The following is a 15,886-nucleotide window of genomic DNA, read 5'->3' as shown; positions in this document are numbered from 1 at the left end:
GCACACCGATTCGTGTGCCGGGCCCCGCTGTCCGTACGTGCGTAGACAGGTGGTGGGAACGCGTGCGCGTTACAGGTACGGCCCCGAGCGGATCGCCCCGTGCGCGTCCGACGCGCCGTCATCGTCCTCGTGGCCGCTGCCCGGCGGGAGGGCGCGACGCATCTGTTCCAGTTGCGCCCGGGCCGCCATCTGCTGGGCGAACAGCGCCGTCTGGATGCCGTGGAAGAGGCCTTCCAGCCAGCCGACCAACTGAGCCTGCGCAATTCGGAGTTCCGCCTCGGAGGGCACCGACTCCTCGGTGAACGGCAGGGAGAGCCGCTCGAGCTCCTCCACCAGCTCCGGGGCGAGGCCGTCCTCCAGCTCCTTCACGGAGCTTGCATGGATCTCCTTGAGCCGGACCCGGCTCGCCTCGTCGAGAGGAGCTGCCCTGACCTCTTCCAGGAGCTGCTTGATCATGCTGCCGATGCGCATGACCTTCGCGGGCTGTTCGACCATTTCTGTCACTGGGACCTCACGCGATTCGTCGTCAGTACCACCGCCGCCGATCGCCATGCCGTCCTGTCCCACTACGAGGACTTGGGGGTGCTCCTGCGACCGTTCATTCCTCGGCATCTCCATGCCGCCCATTGTCTCGCACACGTCCTGCTCAACAGGGTGGTGCCCCCGAATACGGTTGATCCACCGTTTTCGGGGGCACCTTATCCGCCCGGTCGGCGCATCAACCGGCCGTCACGGTCAATCGTTCGGCCGTCATCCGGCGCGCCTGGCCAGCGCCAGCCGTGAGCGGGTGAACGCCGCTGCGAGCAGCCCGGCCAGCAGCGGGACGACCACGGCAAGCAAACCGATGGTCGCCCAGGGCAGCACGATCGGCGTGTACGCCGACTGTGTGGGGTCGAGCCGCATCGCCTTCAGCGCTTCACGCAGGTCGATGAGGCGCAGTGCCACCGCGGGCACCAGACCTGCCAGTGTGCCGAGCACCACACCTGTGAGCGCCACCACCACGCACTGGAAGCCGGACAGCCTCCGCCGCACGCTCGGAGGGGCACCCACCGCGCTGAGGGTGTTGAGATCGGCCTCCGCGTCCGCCTTGGCGAGGCCCGTCGTGATTGCGGCGGCGCCCAGCGTCACCACGCCGGCGAACAGGGTCAGGATCAGCAGTACGGTGTTGTCCTGCGGGCCCGGGCCGTGTTCGGACTGCACCCACATTCCGCCGCCGGCCTGCGCGATGGCACCGGAAACCCGCTGGTCCTCGGCGTTCGTCGGGGCATGGGAAACGGCATACACGCTTCCGGCCGCCCTGGTGTGCAGGCCGAGCCGCTCCGCGGTCCGTTCCGGAAGGATCATGCGGATTCCGGGGGTGGCGGCGTACTTGGCGGGGGCCACGTACACCTTCAGCTTGTCCACGGTGGTCCGCGCCTTGCCCGGGTGCTGTTTCCAGTTCTTCTTGTCCTTCTCGCTGTATTGGTGGACCGACTTGATGGTCACCTCGCCGTTCTCCGCGTACACCGGGTTGAGCAGTACCGGCGTGCCCGCGGCCAGCGCCTCGGCGGCCGCGGGGTCGTCGAGCTTCACGTACGTATCGAGCAGGGCCGTGTCCGCGACGACGATGTTGCTCCCGTCCGGGCTGAAGAGACCCGATGCCATCAGGTCGGTCAGGCAGGCGGGGGAACGCACCAGTTTCTTGTGCGCGTCGGCGGAGAGTCGCGCGGCGAGTTCCTTGGCCCCCTTGCGGGTGAGCGGACAACTGTGTGCTTTGCCGCTGGGCTTGACCAGTTCCAGCGTGCCGCAGTGGTTCTCCTCGTAGGAGTTGCAGTCGCTGCCCGCCCAGACCCGTCGGAAGTCCGCGTGTCGGCCGGTGACGGCCATGTTCCGCTCCACGGCCGTCCGAGCCAGCGGGAGCCGCTCGGCCGACTTCTCGTCGAAGGACGAGACGGCGATGGTTCCCTCGGTGAGCGAGGGGGTGTAGTTGTACTCGTACTCGGCCGAGTAGCTGGACATGTAAGTGGCGATGCCCACCGAACCCGCGACGGCCGCCATGACCGCGGCGACGGCGGGAGCGGTACGACCACGGTTGCGGGCGGCGTCGCGCAGCGCCATCCGGGGCGAGAGAGACAGCCTCCTGCCGAGCCGCCCGAGGAAGCCGACGATCACCGGGATGCAGGCGAGCAGACCGAGTTCGGCGACGATCGATCCGCCGGCGACCAGTGCCGAATTCCCGCTGGTACCGCCGTAGAGGGCGATCGCGCCACCGAGCGCAAGCAGGCAGGCGCCCAGGACGGGCAGCACCCGGGAGGAGCGGCGTACGCCGCGCCGGCCGGTCAGCGACTCCAGTACGGACTGCCGGCTCGCCACGATTGCCGGGGCGAACGCCGCCAACAAGCCGGTGATCAGGCCGATCGCGGCGATGACCAGCAACTCCAGCGGCGGCATCGTCAGAGAGCCGAATCGGTGTCCGGCCCAGTTCTCGATCACGGGCTGGAAAGCCGCGGTGAGCCCGAGGCCGACCACGACACCCATCACTGCTCCGACGCCACCGAGCACCAGACCGCCACCGAGCACCACGGCCCTGACATGGCGCCTGTCTCCGCCGCAGGTGCCGACGAGGCCGAGCTGACGTCGGGAACGTCGCGCACCGACCGCGAAGGCCGGTCCGGCGAGCAGCACGATCTCCAGGACCGCCATGGCGACCACGGTGACGAGTGCCGTGCTGAGCTCTCCGGAGCCGCCGTCGGCGATGTGGGGGTTCCTGGCCATCAGCGGGACCTCGGAGTCCGGCGGCGGATCGAGGGCGACCTGCCGGGACGTGACGAGCACTCCCGACTTATTGGCCTCCATGACGTGCGGCCAGGTCACGCCTACCCCTGCGGGGCCTTTGACCAGCCAGTCCATGGACTCGGCGTTCGGCGGAAGCACCTTCTTGTCGTGGTCGGCCTTGGTCTTCCACGGAGCGATCACCGCACCGGGGTCGGCGTAGAGCGCTTCGGTCTTCAGCTCGCTGGGCAGCTCGACCACACCGGTGATGGTGTACGCCCGGCCGGAGTTGCGCACGGTGGTGGTCGAGCCGACGTGCAGCCCGGTCGCCTTCATGAACGGCTCCGTGGCGGCCATCTCGCCCTTGCCGTGCGGGTAGGCGCCGCGCACGAGGTCGATCTTGCCGCGGGCCATCGTGTCCGACGTCCGGATCTCGACGATGTCGGTGTTCGTGACGCCGTACCGGGTGGTGACACTCGCAGGGACGGACTGGATGCTGATCGCCCGCGAACCCTTGGGGAACGTCGTCCTGATGTCGACCGGGTCGCCGTCCTCCACAGGCGGTGCGTCGTCCACGCCCATGTAGATGTTGCTCACCGCCCCATCGGGGAGCTGCTCGATGGGTCCCATCATCCCGTCGCTGAACAGCGCGTCGGCGGAGCCCATTTCGCTGGTCAGCTGCTCGGCGACGGTCGGCGTCACGCTGCGGTACGTCACATCGAGGGCCGTGACGCCGAGCACCGGTATCGCGATCATCGCGACCACCAATGCGCTGCGGCCCTTGGCGCGCATCGCGTCGCGCCTGGCGATGCGGAGGGCGGCACGCCAGCCCGTGAACACGCTCACTTGGCGCCCTCGACGGCGAGCAGCGAGTCGGCGCCGGTGGACAGCGTCTGGTCGACGATCGAGCCGTCCCGGAGGAACACCACCCGGTCCGCCCAGGCGGCGTACCGCGGCTCGTGCGTCACCATCACCCCGGCCGCACCCTGGTCGCACCGGTTCCGCAGCAGAGCGAGGACGGCCTCACCGGTCTCCGAGTCGAGCGCCCCGGTCGGCTCGTCGGCGAGCACCAGGCGCCGGTCCCCGACCAGCGCACGCGCGATCGCGACCCGCTGCTGCTGCCCCCCGGACATCTCGTCCGGGAACCGGTCGGCGATCTGCAGCAGATCCATCTCCTCCAGCGCTGCCCGCGCCTCCTTGCGCGCCTTGCGCACGGAGACGCCGTCGAGTTCGCGCGGCAGGGCGATGTTCTCGGCGGCGGTCAGCGCCGGGATCAGGTTGTAGTCCTGGAAGACATAGCCGACGCTGCGCCGGCGCAGGGCGGCGACGCCCTTGCGGCCGAGCGTGGAGATGTCCTGCCCCTCGATGACGACCTGGCCGCTGCTCGCGGTGTCGAGACCGCCGGCCAGCGTCAGCAGAGTGGACTTGCCGGAGCCGGACGGGCCCATCACGGCGACGAGTTCACCGGTGTGCACGGAGAGGTTGATGCCGCGCAGGGCATGCACTTCGGCGATACCGGTGCCGTGGGTGCGTGTGAGATCGCGGAGTTCGAGCACGGGTGCGTCGACGGGCAGGGGCGCGGCGGAGGGCCGGGGTGTCGGTGACGGAGATGCGGACGGGACGTGCGAGGACATGGTGGTCGGTTCCCCCCTCGGGATCGGTTCTGCGGTCGGCGCCGCGAACCGCGGGTTCACTCTTCGGTCAGCGCCGTGGGCGCGGGCGCGCAGGGATGCGTGCCGGGGCACGGCCGGTTGTACGCGTCTCGGGCTCCGGATCGGTGGCGGCGGCCTCGGCGAGGCGGACCAGGCGCGACTCACAGTGGTCCAGCCAGCGGGCCTCGGCCTCCGCCTGGAAGATCAGCTGTTCCAGTACGAGCAGCCAGGCCACCTCGTCACGGTTGGCCGGGACGTCGGCGAGCGCCTGCGCCTTCAGCCGCGTGTAGTCCTGCATCGCCCTGACGGTGTGGTGGCGCTGCGACTGGATGACGGCCCGGATGTCGACGCCGGGTGCACCGACCGCCATGGCGAGCTTGATCGCGAGCTCGTCGCGGGGCGGGTTGCTGCGGTCGACAGGTGTCTCGAACCAGCTGCGCAGTTCGGCACGTCCGCCGTCGGTGATCGAGTAGAGGGCGTGCCCCTGATCGTCCTCACCGTCCTGGACGACCATGCCGTCGCGTTCCAGTCGGCTCAGCGTGGTGTACACCTGGCCGACGTTCAGGGGCCAGGTGGAGCCGGTGCGGGACTCGAATTCGGTGCGGAGCTGGGAGCCGTAACGGGGACCACGCTCCAGAAGGGCCAGGAGCCCGTGACGGATCGACATACTCAGTATGTATACCGAGTATGTCGATCCGTGCAAGTCCCTGCCGGGCGCTCGCGCCCCTCAGCCCGTGCGGCGCATCCGGAGCCCCAGGAAACCCAGACCCAGCCCGACCAGGGCTATTCCGGCGCCCAGTGACACCGTCTGCACTCGTCGCGCGGCGGGAGTGTCGAGGGCCTGTGGCGCGAGCCGGCCCTCGGGCGGGGAGTCGCTCACCGCGGGCGTGACCGCGGGCACCGCGACGGGAGTCGTCATGACGGGCTGCACCTCGGGCTGCACCTCGGGCAGGCCGTGGGGGGTGTCGCGATGGGCGAGCTCCGACGATGAGAACGGCCGGCCCGGCCGCAGTCGCCCCTCCCCGGCCTGCCGCCCGGCGAGCGGTGGCTGCGCCTCGGGGCGGGCCGACGGCCTGGCGGCCGGGCTCATGGGTGACGAGGCCGAACGGGAGGGCGAGGCCGAACGGGAGGGCGAGGCCGAACGGGAGGGCGAGGCCGAACGGGAGGGCGAGGCCGAACGGGAGGGCGAGGCCGAACGGGAAGGTGAGGCCGAGCGGGAGGGCGAGGCCGAGCGGGAAGGTGAGGCCGAGCGGGACGCCGAGGCGGAGGGGGTGGCCGGTCTGCGGGGCGACGCGGCCGGGGAGGGCGAGGACGGAGGCGTCGCGTGATCGGCCGAAGGGGTGACGGACGGTCCGCCCGTCGGGCCGGCGGATGCATCGGAGGAGGCGGTGCCGGTCGGGGCGGCGGAGCTCGGGGGCGGGGAGTGCTCGGGGGGCGGTGGAGCGGCCACCGATTGGCCGGGCCGAGCCCGGGTCAGCCCCGGCGTACCACCGGAAGTGCGCTGGTCGGCGTGTGCCTGTCCCTGTGCCTGCCCCAAGGCAGCCCCCGCGGCTATCACCAGACAGGCCACACACCTCGACGACCATATGGAGAGGAGTGCTGAAGCCATGGGGTCAGCGTCACATGTGCCGATATGTCCGGCATCTCAAATCCCTGTCCGGCATCCCGGGCGCCCGTAAGGCAGAACGGTCCGGCACACCTCACGCGTGCCGGACCGTCACTTCTTCCTGTGTGTGCGTCTCAGGCCGGGTCGCCCGTCGAGACGCGCAGCTCGAAGTGCGCGCCCTTCTCCTCCATGGCGGTACCGGCGGACGGGAACTGTTCCAGGACCTGGTCCTCGGCGTAGGTGTTGCCGGGGACCTTGATCTTCTTGACCGTCCAGCCCGCGGCCGTGGCACATTCCTTGGCGGAGAGGTAGTCCTTGTACGTGAAGTTCGGCGCCTCGATCTTGCTCGGGTCGTCGCCGTCCTCGGAGGGGTCGGTGCAGTCTTCCGTCTTCATCGTCCGGTTGCGCTCCGGATCCTTGTGCTCGCCCGCCACCGGCGAGCTGTTCGGGTCACCGCCCTTGCCCGTGTCCGAGCCCGGGTCGTTCTTCAGCGACAGCACCGTGATCAGCCCGCCGATCGCGATCAGTGCCACCACGATCGAACCGACGATCACCGGCATGTTCCGCTTGCCGCCACCCGTGCCACCGCCGCCACCCACCGGCTGCGGCGAGATCGTGTACGGCGTCGGGGCGGGGGTCCGGTACGCCGGGCTCGACTGCGGGTAGCCGTAGCTCGGCGACGGCGTGGGCGCCGGGGTCGGCGGGCCGTACGGGCCGGGCTGCTGCTGGTACTGCTGCGGCTGGTACGGCATCTGCACGCCCTGCGGCGCCTGCGTGGACTGGTCGACCGGCGGGAAGACCGCGGAGCCGACGCCCGAGCCGCTGTTCGCCGGTCCGGCCGCGCCGCCGATGATCACCGGGGCGCCCGTCTGGCCGCCGGCGTTCAGCACGCGCGTGATCTCGTCCTGCATCGCCGCCGCGCTGGGGAAGCGCTCGTTCGGGTTCTTCTTCAGTGCCCGGGCGACCAGTGCGTCCATCGCCGGGGTGATCGACCGGTTGATGGAGGACGGCGCGACCGGCTCCTCCTGGACGTGCGCGTACGCGATGGCGAGCGGCGAGTCCGCGTCGAACGGGATCCGTCCGGTCAGCAGCTGGAACAGCATGATGCCGACCGAGTACAGGTCGGAGCGCGCGTCCACCCCACGGCCCAGGGCCTGTTCGGGGGAGAGGTACTGCGGGGTGCCGACGACCATGCCGGTCTGCGTCATCGACGTGACGCCCGACTGCATGGCACGGGCGATGCCGAAGTCCATGACCTTCACGACGCCGCGCTTGGTCACCATCACGTTGCCGGGCTTGATGTCGCGGTGGACCAGGCCCATTTCGTGGCTGGTGTCCAGCGCGGCCAGAACGTCGCCGGTGACCTTGAGTGCTTTGTCGGCCGGCATCGCGCCGTAACTGCGGATGTCCGCCTGGAGTACGGAGCCGAGGGGCTCCCCCTCGACGTATTCCATGACGATGTACGGCATCAGCGCGCCGCCGAGCTCGTCCTCGCCGGTGTCGAAGACCGAGACGATGTTGGTGTGCTGCAGCTTGGCCACGGCCTGAGCCTCGCGACGGAACCGCTCACGGAAGGACTGCTCGCGCCCCAGCTCCGTGTGCAGGGTCTTGATCGCCACCTGACGGTCGAGCGCGGAGTCGTACGCCAGATATACGGACGCCATCCCGCCTTCGCCGAGCAGGTCGCGAAGCTGGTAGCGGCCGCCGGCGACCGAACCACCCGCGTAGCGACCCTGGGCGCCGTGTGCGCCGTCCTGGCTCATGACTTGCTTCCCCCTCGGCGCGCGTCTCACGCGAAGATCCGTATGACGGGCCAAGTCTGCCCGAGGGGTACGACACGTCAAGCCGGGTGCCCGTTCCGTGACCCTACGCACAAGAAGCGTCTCGGAAGCGTTACAGGAAAAGCATGGAATTTGCGTGAGCGGGGCGGCAGCCGGTTTGATGGCCCGTCCCTCTCAAGACCGGGTGTCCGACAGAGCCTGTAGCGTGACGTGGCGATGCAGCAAGGCATGCAAGACACCGTGAGAACCCGCGGACGTGCGGACAGATACGACGGCGAGGACTGATGGCACCCGAACCCGAAGCAAACGGCGGCGGAGTTTCGGATGCGGCCGACTCCTGGGGCATAGGAGGTGTGGTCGGTGACGGACGTTACCGGATGACGCACCGGCTGGGCCGGGGCGGCATGGCCGAGGTCTTTGCCGCGGAGGACGTCCGGCTGGGACGTACGGTCGCGGTGAAGCTGCTCCGTTCCGATCTTGCCGAGGACCCGGTCTCCAAGGCCCGGTTCACGCGTGAGGCACAGTCCGTCGCGGGCCTCAACCACCATGCGATCGTCGCCGTGTACGACTCCGGTGAGGACGTCGTGGGCGGCCAGACCGTCCCGTACATCGTGATGGAGCTCGTCGAGGGCCGCACCATCCGCGATCTGCTGCTCAACGCAGAGGCGCCGCCGCCCGAGCAGGCGTTGATCATCGTTTCGGGGGTGCTGGAAGCCCTCGCGTACTCGCACCAGCACGGCATCGTGCACCGTGACATCAAGCCGGCCAACGTGATCATCACGAACTCCGGCGCGGTCAAGGTGATGGACTTCGGCATCGCCCGTGCGCTGCACGGCGCGCAGTCGACGATGACCCAGACCGGCATGGTCATGGGCACGCCGCAGTACCTCTCCCCCGAGCAGGCGCTGGGCAAGGCCGTCGACCACCGTTCCGACCTGTACGCAACCGGCTGTCTGCTCTACGAACTCCTCGCGCTGCGGCCCCCCTTCACGGGTGAGACACCGCTCTCCGTGGTGTACCAGCACGTTCAGGACATTCCGGTCCCGCCGTCCGAGATCATGGACGCGGTGCCGCCCGAGCTGGACGGGCTCGTCATGCGGTCGCTCGCGAAGGACCCGGACGACCGGTTCCAGAGCGCCGAGGAGATGCGCGGGCTGGTTCAGTACGGCCTTCAGATGCTCCAGGTGCAGGGTGGGCACACGGGCACGTGGAACACCGGACCGGTCACCGCGCACGAGCGCGGCAACACCCCCGCCATGGGCATGCCCGGCGGGACGATGGCGATGGGGCACCCGCAGCACGGGGACACCTCGCAGAGTCCGATCCTGCCGCCGATGAATCCGGACGACGGCGGGTACGACGGCGGACACCGCAGCGGTGGCGGCCGCGGCAAGCTCTGGCTGTTCGTCGTCCTCGCGCTGATCGCGATCGGGGCGGGTGTCGCCATCGCGGTGAACGCCGCGAGCAACAACGACAACAACCACCGGCAACCGCCCCCCACGACCTCCAGCTCCCCTGCCACGAAGGAGAGTTCGGCGGAGCCGACCGACGAGCAGACGGACATCGTCCCGCCGCCGGCCGACACCACCGGTGGCGAGCGGCAGTCGAGCAAACCGCCGTCCTTCTCCAGATCCCCTTCGCCGAGCAAGCCGTCCGAGGCCCCGTCCGACACGGCCACCCCGCCGGACACCGGTACGTCCGACGGCACGACGAACGAGGGCACGACCGGTGGCGAGACCCCCGCGCCGAGTGACACGGCTACCGCTCCGGGCACGCCGGGCGGCGCCGGCGACGTCGCCGGCGCGGACGCCGGCAGCCCCGGTGGCAGCGCGGTCGGCGGTACGCCTCAGTAGAGCCCCTGTGGCGCCGGCCGCCCTCACCCCGTGAAGGCGTCGCGCACCGCCTCGTACTCCCGCGTCCACCAGACCGCCAGGGCCGACACCGCAGGAAACTGCGGGTCGGCCCTTCGGTCGTCCAGGCGGTAGCGCCAGCGCAGTATCCAGAAGTCGTTGAGCCGCTCCCACCACACCCGGTGCACCGCGGCGGCCAGTTCGCAGGCGCCCGCCCCGACGGCACACCGGTAGGCCCGCGCGTAGCCCCGTACCCTCTCCAGGTCCAGCTTCCCGGCGGGCTGCACGAAGAAGATCGCCGCGGCCCGTACCGCCTCCTCGGCGCGCGGCTGCACCCCCAGCCGGTCCCAGTCGATGATCGCCACCGGGTCGGCGTCCCGGTACAGCACGTTCAGCGGGTGGAAGTCGCCGTGCACCCAGCCGGTCGCCGGGAGGTCGGGGGTGGGCGGCCGGCGGTCGGCGTGCCGCTCCAGCAGGGCACGCCGCTCGACGAGACGGTGCTCGGCCAGCTCGTCGAAGGAGTCCCGGGGGCGGCGGTCCCGCGCCGCGGCCAGCAGGTCGTCGATCAGCGCGAACGTGTCGACGGCGTCCGGGCTGGCATGCCCGCGCCCCCCGGTCGCCCCCGTCTCCATCACCTGCGCGAGCCCCGTGTGCACGGCTCCGAGGAGCGCCCCGAGCCGTTCCGACTGCGCGAGGGTCAGCTGGGCGCCGACGCGGTGCAGTCCGTCCACCCAGGGGTGCAGCGCGTAGCACCGGCCGTCGATCTCCGTGACCGTGTCACCCTCCGCGTCCTCCACGGGCGGGGCGACCGGAACCCCCAGCGACTGCAGCCGCTGGGTGGCGCGGTGCTGGCGGACGATCGTCGCGCGGTCGCCGGTGGAGTCGTCCAGGTGGTGTTTGAGGAAGTACGAGCCGCGGGTGGTGGAGACGCGGTAGCCGTGGTTGAGGAGGCCCTTGGTGAGGGGCTTGCAGCTGAGCGGCTCACCGGTGTCCGGGTAGCGGCGCAGCACCTCGCCGACCGGAGGAACAGGCGGGAGGGTGACAGATGAGCGCGGCACTCGCCAGATGGTAGATCACGCTGCGTGTCCGTTCGCCTCACTTGCGTGGAAGCCCAGAGTGTGCACGGTGACGAAGTGCGGAGCCAGGCGGAGAAAGACCGGCTCGAAGGTTTCGCCGTCGACCACCCGAGGTGCTGCACCGAAGCGCTCGCGCTGCTCCTCGGTCGGATGCACGATCTCGGCAGGGCCGGTGAACTGGACCGACCACAGGTCGCCGCCGTCGCCGGAGGCCGCCGCGTTGAAATTGTCCGCCCCGTACGCGACGACGGTGCCGTCGCACGAGGCGTGGTACCCGACTCCGCTGTGCAGCCGCAGGACGACGTGGTTGTCGATCACGATGTGACGGGCCACCGCCAGATACGGGAGCGCCCGCCGGGTCGTCGCCAGCCGGCCGTACGGCACCCGGGCGAGCAGCTCGATCGCTTGCAGTTCCTCGGAGGACATGCGCTCCACTCTGCGATACGGCGGCGGGCACAGAAAGAGGCCGCGGCCCCGGGTGGTCCGGGACCAAAGTCCTGAAAGTCACCGAGGGCCGCGGCCCCGTCGGAGAGCAGGGAAGGCGCCCGCGGCTCCGTCCCGTACCGCTCAGCGCCGCTCGGCCTGGAGGCGCGCCACATAGGCGGCGGCCTGCGAGCGGCGCTCCATGCCCAGCTTGGAGAGCAGGCTGGAGACATAGTTCTTGATCGTCTTCTCGGCGAGATGGAGCCGTTCGCCGATCACCCGGTTCGTCAGCCCCTCGCCGATCAGATCGAGGATCTTGCGCTCCTGGTCGGTGAGGCTCGCGAGCTTGTCGTCGTCCCGGCCCTTCTTTCCCTCCCGCAGCCGTTCCAGGACACGCGCGGTCGCGACCGGGTCCAGCAGCGATTTTCCGGCCGCCACATCCCGTACCGCATTCAGCAGCTCATTGCCGCGGATCGCCTTCAGCACGTATCCCGACGCGCCCGCCATGATCGCGTCGAAGAGGGCTTCGTCATCGGCGTACGAGGTCAGCATCAGGCAGTGGATGCTGTCGTCCAGGGAACGGATCTCCCGGCAGACCTCCACCCCGCTGCCGTCCGGCAGCCGTACGTCGAGCACCGCCACATCGGGCCGGGTGGCGGGGATACGCACCAGTGCGTCCGCCGCCGTAGCGGCTTCGCCGACGACTTCGATGTCGTCCTCGACCGAGAGAAGTTCATGGACCCCGCGTCGAACGACCTCATGGTCGTCCAACAGAAATACGGTGATTTTTCCTTCTTCACGCACAATCGCAGTCTCACACACTCCCCTCTTCCCTGCCGCTGAACGGCGGGATAACGTGCCGTTGTTCCGGCGGCCTGCAAGGCTGTTACCAGTGCTGTGACCAGCGAGAGTTCCCGAATTTCTCGATTTACTTGGATATCCAAGCAAAATCGCAGGTCAGATAGGGTTTCGCAGTTGCGCGATGCACTGGGTAACGTGCCTTTGACAGGGCGCTCGCCGGGGCACCTGTCACGCCTGTTCCCGGCCGAGCGGCACCCACCCCGTGCACGGGTACGGACACAGGCGAGCCGCACTGGTCTCCCGGCAGACCCCGGGGGCCGGACCGACGGAGGAGCACGCACGTGACCGTGGAGAGCACTGCCGCGCGCAAACCGCGACGCAGCAGCAAGCGGACCAGCGCCGCGAAGACGCCACAGAGTTCCGAGCCCGAGCTCGTACAGCTGCTGACGCCCGAGGGCGAGCGCGTGGAGCACCCGGACTACACCATCGACCTGACCGCGGACGAGCTGCGCGGTCTGTACCGGGACATGGTCCTGACCCGCCGCTTCGACGCCGAGGCGACTGCCCTGCAGCGTCAGGGCGAACTGGGTCTGTGGGCCTCGCTGCTCGGTCAGGAAGCCGCGCAGATCGGCTCCGGCCGGGCGCTGCGGGACGACGACTACGTCTTCCCGACCTACCGTGAGCACGGCGTCGCCTGGTGCCGCGGGGTCGACCCGACCAATCTGCTCGGGATGTTCCGCGGTGTGAACCACGGCGGCTGGGACCCGAACAGCAACAACTTCCACCTGTACACGATCGTCATCGGCTCGCAGACCCTGCACGCCACCGGCTACGCCATGGGCGTCGCCAAGGACGGCGCGGACTCCGCCGTGATCGCGTACTTCGGGGACGGCGCCTCCAGTCAGGGCGACGTCGCCGAGTCGTTCACCTTCTCCGCGGTCTACAACGCCCCGGTCGTCTTCTTCTGCCAGAACAACCAGTGGGCGATCTCCGAGCCCACCGAGAGGCAGACCCGCGTCCCGCTCTACCAGCGCGCGCAGGGCTTCGGCTTCCCCGGCGTCCGGGTCGACGGCAACGACGTACTCGCCTGCCTCGCCGTCACCAAGTCGGCGCTGGAGCGGGCCCGTCGGGGCGAGGGCCCCACCCTCGTCGAGGCGTTCACCTACCGGATGGGTGCGCACACCACCTCCGACGACCCGACGAAGTACCGGGCGGACGAGGAGCGTGCCTCCTGGGAGGCCAAGGATCCGATCCTGCGGCTCCGTACGTACCTGGAGAAGCAGGAACTCGCCGACGAGGCGTACTTCTCCGCGCTCGACGAGGAGAGCGAGGCTCTCGGCAAGCGGGTCCGCGAAGCGGTACGGGCCATGCCCGACCCGGACCGAATGGCGATCTTCGACCACGCGTACGCCGACGGGAACCCCCTCGTCGACGAGGAGCGCGCCCAGTTCGCCGCCTACCAGGCTTCGTTCGCCGAGGAGGGCAACTAGTCATGGCCCTGGAAAAGATGTCCATCGCGAAGGCGCTCAACGAGTCGCTGCGCAAGGCCCTCGACACCGACCCCAAGGTCCTCATCATGGGTGAGGACGTCGGCAAGCTGGGCGGCGTCTTCCGGATCACCGACGGGCTCCAGAAGGACTTCGGCGAGGACCGGGTCATCGACACGCCGCTCGCCGAGTCCGGCATCGTCGGCACCGCGATCGGTCTGGCCCTGCGCGGCTACCGGCCGATCGTGGAGATCCAGTTCGACGGTTTCGTCTTCCCCGCGTACGACCAGATCGTCACGCAGCTCGCGAAGATGCACGCCCGCGCGCTCGGCAAGATCAAGCTGCCGGTCGTCGTCCGGATCCCTTACGGCGGCGGCATCGGCGCCGTCGAGCACCACAGCGAGTCCCCCGAGGCGCTGTTCGCGCACGTCGCCGGGTTGAAGGTGGTTTCGCCGTCCAACGCCTCGGACGCCTACTGGATGATGCAGCAGGCCGTCCAGAGCGATGACCCGATCATCTTCTTCGAGCCGAAGCGGCGTTACTGGGACAAGGGCGAGGTCGAGACCGACCTCATTCCCGGCCCGCTGCACAGGGCCGCGACGGTACGGGAGGGCTCGGACCTCACCCTCGCCGCGTACGGCCCGATGGTGAAGGTCTGCCTGGAGGCCGCCGCTGCCGCCCAGGAGGAGGGCAAGTCGATCGAGGTCCTGGACCTGCGGTCGATGTCCCCGATCGACTTCGACTCCGTCCAGGCCTCGGTCGAGAAGACCGGCCGGCTGGTCGTCGTCCACGAGGCGCCGGTGTTCTACGGCTCCGGTGCCGAGATCGCCGCCCGCATCACCGAGCGCTGCTTCTACCATCTGGAGGCACCGGTGCTCAGGGTCGGCGGCTACCACGTCCCGTATCCGCCGGCGCGTCTCGAGGACGAGTACCTGCCGGGCCTGGACCGGGTGCTCGACGCCGTCGACCGCTCGCTGGCGTACTGAGGAGAGGGGTCGTGACGACGATGACCGAAGCGTCTGCTCGCTTCCGTGAGTTCAAGATGCCCGACGTGGGCGAGGGACTGACCGAGGCCGAGATCCTCAAGTGGTACGTACAGCCGGGCGACACCGTCACCGACGGCCAGGTCGTCTGCGAGGTCGAGACCGCGAAGGCGGCCGTGGAGCTGCCGATCCCGTTCGACGGCGTGGTGCACGAGCTGCGCTTCGCCGAGGGCACGACCGTCGACGTCGGCCAGGTGATCATCGCGGTGGACGTGGCGCCGGGCAGCGGTGACGCGGCCGCACAGGCGGCTCCGGCTCCGGCCGAACCGGAACCGGCTGCGGAACCGGAGGCGCCGAAGGGCCGCCAGCCGGTGCTGGTGGGCTACGGCGTGGCAGAGTCCTCCACCAAGCGCCGCGCCCGTAAGGGCGCCGAGCAGCCGGCGGCCGCGGCTGCCGCGATCCAGGGCGAGCTGAACGGCCGCGGACCGGCCGTCCCGGAGAGCCGCCCGCTCGCCAAGCCGCCGGTGCGCAAGCTGGCCAAGGACCTGGGCATCGACCTGGCCACGGTCGTCCCGACCGGCGAGGGCGGGATCATCACGCGCGAGGACGTGCACGCGGCGGCCATGCCCGCACCGGCGCAGGCGCCCGCACCCGCCCCGGTTCCGGCCACGGTCCCGGAACCGGCGGTCACCGCCACCGTGCCCGCCGCGGTGCCGGGTGCCCGGGAGACCCGTGTCCCGGTCAAGGGTGTGCGGAAGGCCATTGCGCAGGCCATGGTCGGCAGTGCGTTCACCGCACCGCATGTCACCGAGTTCGTGACGGTCGACGTCACGCGCACGATGAAGCTCGTGGCGGAGCTCAAGGACGACAAGGACATGGCGGGGGTCCGGGTCAACCCGCTCCTGATCATTGCCAAGGCGCTCCTGGTCGCGATCAAGCGGAACCCGGAGATCAACGCTGCCTGGGACGAGGCCAACCAGGAGATCGTGCAGAAGCACTATGTGAACCTGGGCATCGCGGCCGCAACGCCGCGCGGTCTGATCGTGCCGAACATCAAGGACGCGCAGGACAAGACCCTGCCGCAGCTCGCCGCCGCACTGGGCGAGCTGGTCGCCACGGCCCGGGAGGGCAGGACATCTCCCGCCGCCATGGCGGGCGGCACGGTGACGATCACCAACGTCGGCGTCTTCGGCGTCGACACGGGTACGCCGATCCTGAATCCGGGCGAGTCCGCGATCCTCGCCGTCGGTGCGATCAAGCTGCAGCCGTGGGTCCACAAGGGCAAGGTGAAGCCCCGTCAGGTCACCACGCTGGCGCTGTCGTTCGACCACCGTCTGATCGACGGCGAGCTCGGTTCCAAGGTCCTGGCGGATGTCGCCGCGATCCTGGAACAGCCCAAGAGGCTGATCACCTGGGCCTGATGGCCGTGTGAGACGGAAGAAGCGGGCCTGCGCGGGGATTCCTTCCGCGCAGGCC

General features: G+C 69.8%; 14 protein-coding genes. 5 read left to right on the top strand and 9 right to left on the bottom strand.

Annotation, left to right across the window (positions count from 1 at the left end; genetic code table 11):
• Nucleotides 1–69: 69 nt before the first annotated feature.
• The 5 genes from ACFU6I_RS44385 to ACFU6I_RS44365 all read right to left on the bottom strand — a co-directional run bounded on the left by ACFU6I_RS44385 (nucleotide 70) and on the right by ACFU6I_RS44365 (nucleotide 5,322).
• The gene (locus tag ACFU6I_RS44385; RefSeq protein ID WP_327245455.1) at nucleotides 70–618 is read right to left on the bottom strand and encodes a bacterial proteasome activator family protein; all 549 of its coding nucleotides are present in this window, start codon (nucleotides 616–618) and stop codon (nucleotides 70–72) included.
• Nucleotides 619–750: 132 nt separating this feature from the next.
• Nucleotides 751–3,597 (bottom strand): FtsX-like permease family protein, encoded by a 2,847-nt coding sequence (locus tag ACFU6I_RS44380; protein WP_384378985.1) that lies wholly within the window; start codon nucleotides 3,595–3,597, stop codon nucleotides 751–753.
• Nucleotides 3,594–4,385 carry an ABC transporter ATP-binding protein gene (locus ACFU6I_RS44375; protein ID WP_384378982.1) on the bottom strand — a complete coding sequence of 264 codons (792 nt, stop codon included), beginning with the start codon at nucleotides 4,383–4,385 and terminating at the stop codon, nucleotides 3,594–3,596. Before ACFU6I_RS44375 ends, ACFU6I_RS44380 begins: the two co-directional genes overlap by 4 nt.
• Nucleotides 4,386–4,452: 67 nt before the next feature.
• Nucleotides 4,453–5,070: a PadR family transcriptional regulator gene (locus ACFU6I_RS44370; RefSeq protein ID WP_384378979.1), complete on the bottom strand. Its 618-nt coding sequence runs from the start codon at nucleotides 5,068–5,070 to the stop codon at nucleotides 4,453–4,455.
• A gap of 60 nt (nucleotides 5,071–5,130) precedes the next feature.
• Entirely contained in the window at nucleotides 5,131–5,322 is a 192-nt protein-coding gene (locus ACFU6I_RS44365) for a hypothetical protein (protein ID WP_384378976.1), read from the bottom strand.
• Here ACFU6I_RS44365 and ACFU6I_RS44360 point away from each other — a divergent pair.
• Nucleotides 5,321–5,731: a hypothetical protein gene (locus ACFU6I_RS44360; protein ID WP_384378973.1), complete on the top strand. Its 411-nt coding sequence runs from the start codon at nucleotides 5,321–5,323 to the stop codon at nucleotides 5,729–5,731. The genes ACFU6I_RS44365 and ACFU6I_RS44360 overlap by 2 nt on opposite strands.
• Before the next feature lie 412 nt (nucleotides 5,732–6,143).
• On the opposite strand, the gene ACFU6I_RS44355 is transcribed toward ACFU6I_RS44360, so the two are convergent.
• Nucleotides 6,144–7,772: a protein kinase gene (locus tag ACFU6I_RS44355; RefSeq protein ID WP_384378969.1), complete on the bottom strand. Its 1,629-nt coding sequence runs from the start codon at nucleotides 7,770–7,772 to the stop codon at nucleotides 6,144–6,146.
• A 302-nt stretch (nucleotides 7,773–8,074) separates the two neighbouring features.
• On the opposite strand from ACFU6I_RS44355, the gene ACFU6I_RS44350 reads away from it, so the two are divergent.
• On the top strand, nucleotides 8,075–9,643 hold the full coding sequence (locus ACFU6I_RS44350) for a protein kinase (RefSeq protein WP_384378966.1): 1,569 nt from the start codon (nucleotides 8,075–8,077) through the stop codon (nucleotides 9,641–9,643).
• Between the two features lie 23 nt (nucleotides 9,644–9,666).
• On the opposite strand, the gene ACFU6I_RS44345 is transcribed toward ACFU6I_RS44350, so the two are convergent.
• From ACFU6I_RS44345 to ACFU6I_RS44335, 3 genes are all read right to left on the bottom strand, one after another.
• Nucleotides 9,667–10,650: a phosphotransferase gene (locus tag ACFU6I_RS44345; RefSeq protein ID WP_384378988.1), complete on the bottom strand. Its 984-nt coding sequence runs from the start codon at nucleotides 10,648–10,650 to the stop codon at nucleotides 9,667–9,669.
• A 63-nt stretch (nucleotides 10,651–10,713) separates the two neighbouring features.
• On the bottom strand, nucleotides 10,714–11,142 hold the full coding sequence (locus ACFU6I_RS44340) for a pyridoxamine 5'-phosphate oxidase family protein (RefSeq protein WP_384378963.1): 429 nt from the start codon (nucleotides 11,140–11,142) through the stop codon (nucleotides 10,714–10,716).
• A gap of 141 nt (nucleotides 11,143–11,283) precedes the next feature.
• Nucleotides 11,284–11,943, bottom strand: a complete 660-nt coding sequence (locus tag ACFU6I_RS44335; protein WP_384378960.1) for a response regulator — start codon at nucleotides 11,941–11,943, stop codon at nucleotides 11,284–11,286.
• 338 nt (nucleotides 11,944–12,281) lie between these two features.
• Between ACFU6I_RS44335 and pdhA the strand changes: the two genes are divergently transcribed.
• From pdhA to ACFU6I_RS44320, 3 genes are read left to right on the top strand one after another with little or no spacing between them, the layout of a single operon-like run.
• Nucleotides 12,282–13,430, top strand: a complete 1,149-nt coding sequence (pdhA, locus tag ACFU6I_RS44330; RefSeq protein WP_345517242.1) for a pyruvate dehydrogenase (acetyl-transferring) E1 component subunit alpha — start codon at nucleotides 12,282–12,284, stop codon at nucleotides 13,428–13,430.
• A gap of 2 nt (nucleotides 13,431–13,432) precedes the next feature.
• Nucleotides 13,433–14,413 carry an alpha-ketoacid dehydrogenase subunit beta gene (locus ACFU6I_RS44325; protein ID WP_384378957.1) on the top strand — a complete coding sequence of 327 codons (981 nt, stop codon included), beginning with the start codon at nucleotides 13,433–13,435 and terminating at the stop codon, nucleotides 14,411–14,413.
• Between the two features lie 11 nt (nucleotides 14,414–14,424).
• Nucleotides 14,425–15,831 carry a dihydrolipoamide acetyltransferase family protein gene (locus ACFU6I_RS44320; RefSeq protein WP_384378954.1) on the top strand — a complete coding sequence of 469 codons (1,407 nt, stop codon included), beginning with the start codon at nucleotides 14,425–14,427 and terminating at the stop codon, nucleotides 15,829–15,831.
• Nucleotides 15,832–15,886: the final 55 nt, after the last annotated feature.

It is taken from the genome of Streptomyces sp. NPDC057486, from assembly GCF_042802415.1.
In the GTDB taxonomy this organism is placed as follows: domain Bacteria; phylum Actinomycetota; class Actinomycetes; order Streptomycetales; family Streptomycetaceae; genus Streptomyces; species Streptomyces yanii.
This window is presented reverse-complemented; position numbering and strand designations above follow the sequence as displayed.

Coding starts and splice junctions, on each gene's coding strand:
- ACFU6I_RS44375 (WP_384378982.1), bottom strand. CDS start 4,385: ATGTCCTCGCACGTCCCGTCCGCATCTCCGTCACCGACACCCCGGCCC.
- ACFU6I_RS44360 (WP_384378973.1), top strand. CDS start 5,321: ATGACGGGCTGCACCTCGGGCTGCACCTCGGGCAGGCCGTGGGGGGTG.
- ACFU6I_RS44340 (WP_384378963.1), bottom strand. CDS start 11,142: ATGTCCTCCGAGGAACTGCAAGCGATCGAGCTGCTCGCCCGGGTGCCG.
- ACFU6I_RS44385 (WP_327245455.1), bottom strand. CDS start 618: ATGGAGATGCCGAGGAATGAACGGTCGCAGGAGCACCCCCAAGTCCTC.
- ACFU6I_RS44325 (WP_384378957.1), top strand. CDS start 13,433: ATGGCCCTGGAAAAGATGTCCATCGCGAAGGCGCTCAACGAGTCGCTG.
- ACFU6I_RS44370 (WP_384378979.1), bottom strand. CDS start 5,070: ATGTCGATCCGTCACGGGCTCCTGGCCCTTCTGGAGCGTGGTCCCCGT.
- ACFU6I_RS44350 (WP_384378966.1), top strand. CDS start 8,075: ATGGCACCCGAACCCGAAGCAAACGGCGGCGGAGTTTCGGATGCGGCC.
- ACFU6I_RS44355 (WP_384378969.1), bottom strand. CDS start 7,772: ATGAGCCAGGACGGCGCACACGGCGCCCAGGGTCGCTACGCGGGTGGT.
- ACFU6I_RS44365 (WP_384378976.1), bottom strand. CDS start 5,322: ATGACGACTCCCGTCGCGGTGCCCGCGGTCACGCCCGCGGTGAGCGAC.